Below are 5,238 nucleotides of genomic sequence, written 5' to 3' on the forward strand. Positions count from 1 at the left end.
ACCTATGGCAATCACCCTCAAATCCGCCCAAGACCTCGAAGGCATGCGCGTTGCCGGCCAGCTGGCAGCCGAAGTGCTGGCCATGCTCAAGGAGCACGTCAAACCCGGCGTCACCACCGAGGATCTGGACCGGCTCGCCTACCAGCACATCGTGAACGTGCAGAAGGCGACCCCTGCCAATGTCGGCTATCACGGCTTTCCCAAGACCCTGTGCACCTCGGTCAATCATGTGATCTGCCACGGCATTCCCAGCCCGGGCAAGGTGCTGAAGGATGGCGACATCATCAATCTCGACGTCACCGTCATCAAAGACGGCTGGCATGGCGACACCAGCCGCATGTATTACGTCGGCACGCCCGGTGTGCTGGCCAAGCGTCTGGTGGAGACCACCTTTGAGGCGATGATGCACGGCATCCAGTCCGTGCGTCCCGGCGCCACCCTGGGCGATGTCGGCCACGCCATTCAGAAACATGCGGAAGCCGCTGGCTTCTCGGTGGTGCGCGAGTACTGCGGCCACGGCATCGGCAAGGTCTACCACGACGAGCCGCAGGTGCTGCATTACGGCAAGCCCGGCACGGGTGTGGTGCTGCAGAAGGGCATGACCTTCACCGTCGAGCCGATGATCAACGCCGGCAAGCCGCAAACCAAGCAATTGCCGGACGGCTGGACGGTGGTCACCAAGGATCATTCGCTGTCGGCGCAGTGGGAGCACACCATTGCAGTGACGGATGACGGGTTTGAGATCCTGACACCCTGGCCGGATGCCTGATCGATATCGTTGGGGTGCAAACCCCAACATCGCCAAGCCGATCTAGACGATGATGTTGGGGTTTTCACCCAACCTACGCCAGGCAAGTTTCCGGATGACATCGTCCGCCGTTTCCCTCCCGCCATTACCTCGCTTACCCGTCGCAGTCCCGCGCTCCGGTGTGTCCACCGATGCACGCAGTGCGCTGCGCCAGCTCGTCGGTGACCTTGATCGGGCCATTGCACTGGCTTTCCGCGACGGCGCCGATGCCACCGCACTCGCGCAGCGGCGCGGCGAATCGGTTACGCGCATCGTGGCGCACGTATGGATGGCCTGCCTGGGTGAAGTGAATGATGCGGCCCTGTTCGCCATCGGCGGTTTCGGACGCGGACTGTTGTTCCCGTATTCGGACATCGATCTGCTGGCGCTGGTCCAGCACGCCGACCCATCGCGCTTGCGAGCGCTGGAACAATGCTTCGCGACGTTCTGGGACATCGGCCTCAAAGTCGGCCATGCAGTGCGCGATCCGGCGCAGTGCAAGTCGCTCGCTGCCGCGGACGCCAGCGTCTTCACCAGCCTGCTCGACGCACGTCGCCTGGCCGGCGATCCCGCGCTCGACGCCAATCTGCGCGCTATCGTAGAAGCGCCCGACATGTGGCCACCTGGCGCTTATCTGCAAGCGCGCCTGGCCGAACGCAATGCACGCCATGCGCGTTACGACGACACGGCATACAACCTCGAGCCCAATCTCAAGGATGGCCCCGGCGGCCTGCGCATGCTGGATTCACTGCGCTGGCTCGGCAAGCGCCTGGCGCATGCGCCGGACTTTCCCGACATGGTCACCGAAGGCCTGCTCGATCCGGCCGAATGCGACACCTTGCTGCACGCCGAAGCCACGTTGCGTCGCTATCGCTTCGCCTTGCACCTGGAGGCAGGGCGACCGGAAGAACGCTTGCTGTTCGATTACCAGCGCGCACTCGCTGCACGCCTCGGCTTCGAGGATGAGCACGAAAAAAATCTCGGCGTCGAGCAGTTCATGCAGGGCTACTATCGCGCTGCCAGCCAGGTGGAACGCCTGGGAATGCAAATCGCCGAGCGTTTCGTGGAAATGTTGGAACCACCGAGCGAGCCACAAGCCGTTGGCGAGGATTTCATTCGCTACGGCGTACGCATTGCTGTGCGCGATCCCGATTTATTCACGCATCGCCCAGCAGCGCTGGTGGACATTTTCATTGCGAGACTGGATCAGAAGGGTGTGATCGGCTTTACGGCCGACACCATGCGCCGCGTCCATCAGGCGACGGCGGCGATGGGTACGCAATTGGCCGATGATCGGCAGGTCATTGCTTCTTTTCTGCAACTGCTGCGCCATGGTGCGCCTGCGGTCGATGCACTTTGGCGCATGAATCGCCATGGCTTGCTCGCAGCGATACTGCCTGCTTTCGGCAAAGTATTCGGCCGCATGCAATACGACTTGTTCCACGTTTATACGGTGGACGAACACACGCTGCGCGTGCTGCGCAACGTTGCACGCTTTGCCGATCCGGCCACACAAGCCGAATTTCCACTCGCGTGCGAAGTGTGGTCGACCCTTCCCAAGCCTGAAATTTTGCTATTGGCAGCGCTATTCCACGACATAGCCAAAGGGCGTGGCGGCGATCATTCGGTACTGGGCGAAGAGGATGCGCGCGCATTCGGCAAAAAGCTTGGCTTGCCGGACGAAGACATCGAACGCATCGCATGGCTGGTGCGCTGGCACTTGCTGATGAGCACCACCGCGCAACGCCAGGACATCACCGATCCCGACGTCGTGCATCGATTCGCCGAACTCGTCGGTGGACGAGAACGCCTTGGCCAGCTGTATCTGCTCACCATCGCCGACATCATCGGTACCAGCCCGCGTTTGTGGAATGCATGGAAAGATCGTCTGCTCGCGGACCTCTATACGGCCACGCGTTATGCCTTGCGGCGTGATGCCAAACCCTCATCCGGTGCTGCCGCGCGTGCACAGGCATGCCGTGAGCAGGCCATGGCCATGCTGGTTGCGGAGGGCAACGATCAAACCGCCGTGGCGCAGCTCTGGGACAGCTTCCCGATGGTCAGCTTTCTACGCCATCGATCGGAGCAAATCGCCTGGCAGACGTCGCAGATTCTGCATGGGCAAGGCAAATTGCCGTTGATTGCGGTGAACCCGCTATCGGTACGTGGCGGCACCGAATTGTTTGTCTATGCGCCCGATCGCGATGGCCTGTTCGCCAACGTCACCGCCATGCTTGATCGCCTGCATTTCTCGGTGATGGAAGCCCGCGTGCTCAGTTCGCCGGATGGCAAGGCGATGGATACCTTCCTGCTGCTGGAAGCGGAAACGCAAAAGCCTGCGAGCCACGAGCGTGCGGAAGAACTGCAGCAGCGCCTGCATCGCGCGCTGTCGCAATCGGCGCCGATCATGCCGCCACGGCGCAGCATGTCGCGGCATTTGAAGCACTTCCAGATGACGCCTCGCATCGACTTCAAGCAGTCCGACGGCCGCACGCAGATGGCACTTGTCTGCAGCGACCGCCCCGGCCTGCTGGCCGCTGTCACGCAGGTGATGATGGCCTGCGAAGTGCGCGTGCACGATGCCCGCATCGCCACCTTCGGCGAGCGCGTGGAAGATTTTTTCCAGCTTACCGACCGGCGCAATGCGCCGTTGAGCGAGACACAGCAACAACGTTTGTGGCAGGCTTTGCGGGAGCGGATCGGACCACAGAGCTTATCTGCGTAGCCCAGGCACAGCCATTCCACCCAACGCTACGCAAGCTCGCAGGGAATGATTTCCCGCCAGGCCGCGTCAGCGGTCATCGTCAATCCTCTTTTTCGTTTTGGCTGAAACCTGCCACCTAAGGCTGTGCCCTCATGTCCGCATCGCATACGCTTCTCAAACTTGCCCGACAGCTTCATCTCTACATCGGCGTGTTCATCGCGCCTGCCGTGCTGTTCTTCGCCTTTACCGGTGGCCTGCAGGTATTCGGCCTGCATGAATCCTCTCGCGGCAGCGACTACAAACCGCCGGCCTGGCTGGCCGTGGCGGCGCAATTGCACAAGAAGCAAACGGATGTGCTGCCGCAGCGCCGCGCGCGTCCCGTAGAGAATGCTCAGCCTGGGGCAACACCTGTGCCGGTGGTGAGTGCGGAACTGGCAAAACCGGCGGCGCCGCTCCGGCATCCCTTGCCATTGAAGATTTTCTCCGCCTTCGTATCGCTGGGCTTGTTCATATCGACCTTGCTTGGCCTCTACATGGCGTACCGCTATACGCGCAAGCATGTCGTGATCAGCGTGTTGCTGGTGGCGGGGACGATATTCCCCATCGTACTTACGCTGCTTTGAAACGCGGTTGACGCTGGGTCGATACGTAGGCCGGGATGAAATCCAGGCATTCATGGGGCTCCTTATGCTGGGATTTCATCCCAGCCTACGGGGCAAGCTGAGGCCTCGCGCGTCATCGACGGGCAACTGGTTGTAATCTTCACGATCGACCCGAACGCGAGTCTCGCTCATGCAGTCCATCGAAAACCTTATCAACGACGCTTTCGAGCGCCGCAACGACCTGACCCAGGCCGAAATCGAAACCCATCTGCGCCCGGCGCTTACGCAAGTGATGGATCTGCTCGAATCAGGTGAGCAGCGCGTGGCCGCGCCAAATGGCGAAGGCGGCTGGGTCGTCAATCAATGGTTGAAGAAAGCGGTGTTGCTGTATTTCCGCATCAACGGCAATCGCGTGGTGGATGGCGGACCGGCCATGGCCTTCGACAAAGTGCCGCTGCGCTTCCAGCACGGCAACGACTCGGAACTGGAAACGCTCGGCGCTCGCGTCGTGCCCGGTGCGCTGGTGCGCCGCGGTGCGCATGTGGCGAAAGATGCGGTGCTGATGCCGAGCTACGTGAACATCGGCGCGTACGTCGGTGCCGGCACGATGGTCGATACCTGGGCCACGGTCGGTTCGTGCGCACAGATCGGCGCGGGCGTGCATCTTTCCGGCGGTGTCGGCATTGGTGGCGTGCTGGAACCGCTGCAAGCCAATCCCACCATCATCGAAGACAACTGCTTTATCGGCGCGCGTTCCGAAGTGGTGGAAGGCGTGGTGGTGGAGCGCGGCAGCGTGATCGGCATGGGCGTGTTCCTCGGCCAATCCACGCGCATCTACAACCGCGCCACCGGTGAAGTCAGCTATGGCCGCGTGCCGGCAGGCAGCGTGGTGGTGGCCGGCAATCTGCCGGCGAAAGACGGCAGCCACAGTTTGTACGCCGCGATCATCGTCAAGCAGGTGGACGAGAAAACGCGCAGCAAGACCGGCATCAATGAACTGCTACGGAGCGGTGAGTAATGACCCTGCCGACCGTCACGCTGTATGGCCTTTCCAACTGCGACACTTGCAAGAAGGCACGCAACTGGCTGACACGCTTTGACATCGCACACGAGTTCATCGACTACCGCGCGAATCCTGTGCCGCC

General features: G+C 61.6%; 5 protein-coding genes. All 5 read left to right on the forward strand.

Features of this window, described 5'->3' with window-relative positions; all coding sequences use genetic code 11:
* Positions 1-4 precede the first annotated feature (4 nt).
* Entirely contained in the window at positions 5-769 is a 765-nt protein-coding gene (map, locus tag VJR68_RS07275; RefSeq protein WP_324146996.1) for a type I methionyl aminopeptidase, read from the forward strand.
* A 94-nt stretch (positions 770-863) separates the two neighbouring features.
* Positions 864-3,512, forward strand: a complete 2,649-nt coding sequence (glnD, locus tag VJR68_RS07280; RefSeq protein ID WP_324146993.1) for a [protein-PII] uridylyltransferase — start codon at positions 864-866, stop codon at positions 3,510-3,512.
* A gap of 131 nt (positions 3,513-3,643) precedes the next feature.
* Entirely contained in the window at positions 3,644-4,114 is a 471-nt protein-coding gene (locus VJR68_RS07285; protein ID WP_324146994.1) for a PepSY domain-containing protein, read from the forward strand.
* A gap of 169 nt (positions 4,115-4,283) precedes the next feature.
* The gene (gene dapD / locus VJR68_RS07290) at positions 4,284-5,111 is read left to right on the forward strand and encodes a 2,3,4,5-tetrahydropyridine-2,6-dicarboxylate N-succinyltransferase (protein ID WP_324146995.1); all 828 of its coding nucleotides are present in this window, start codon (positions 4,284-4,286) and stop codon (positions 5,109-5,111) included.
* A partial coding sequence (locus VJR68_RS07295; protein WP_324146997.1) for a glutaredoxin domain-containing protein occupies positions 5,111-5,238 on the forward strand: 128 nt, incomplete at its 3' end. The genes dapD and VJR68_RS07295, both read left to right, overlap by 1 nt.

Source organism: Dyella sp. (assembly GCF_035277725.1).
Lineage (GTDB): Bacteria > Pseudomonadota > Gammaproteobacteria > Xanthomonadales > Rhodanobacteraceae > Dyella_B.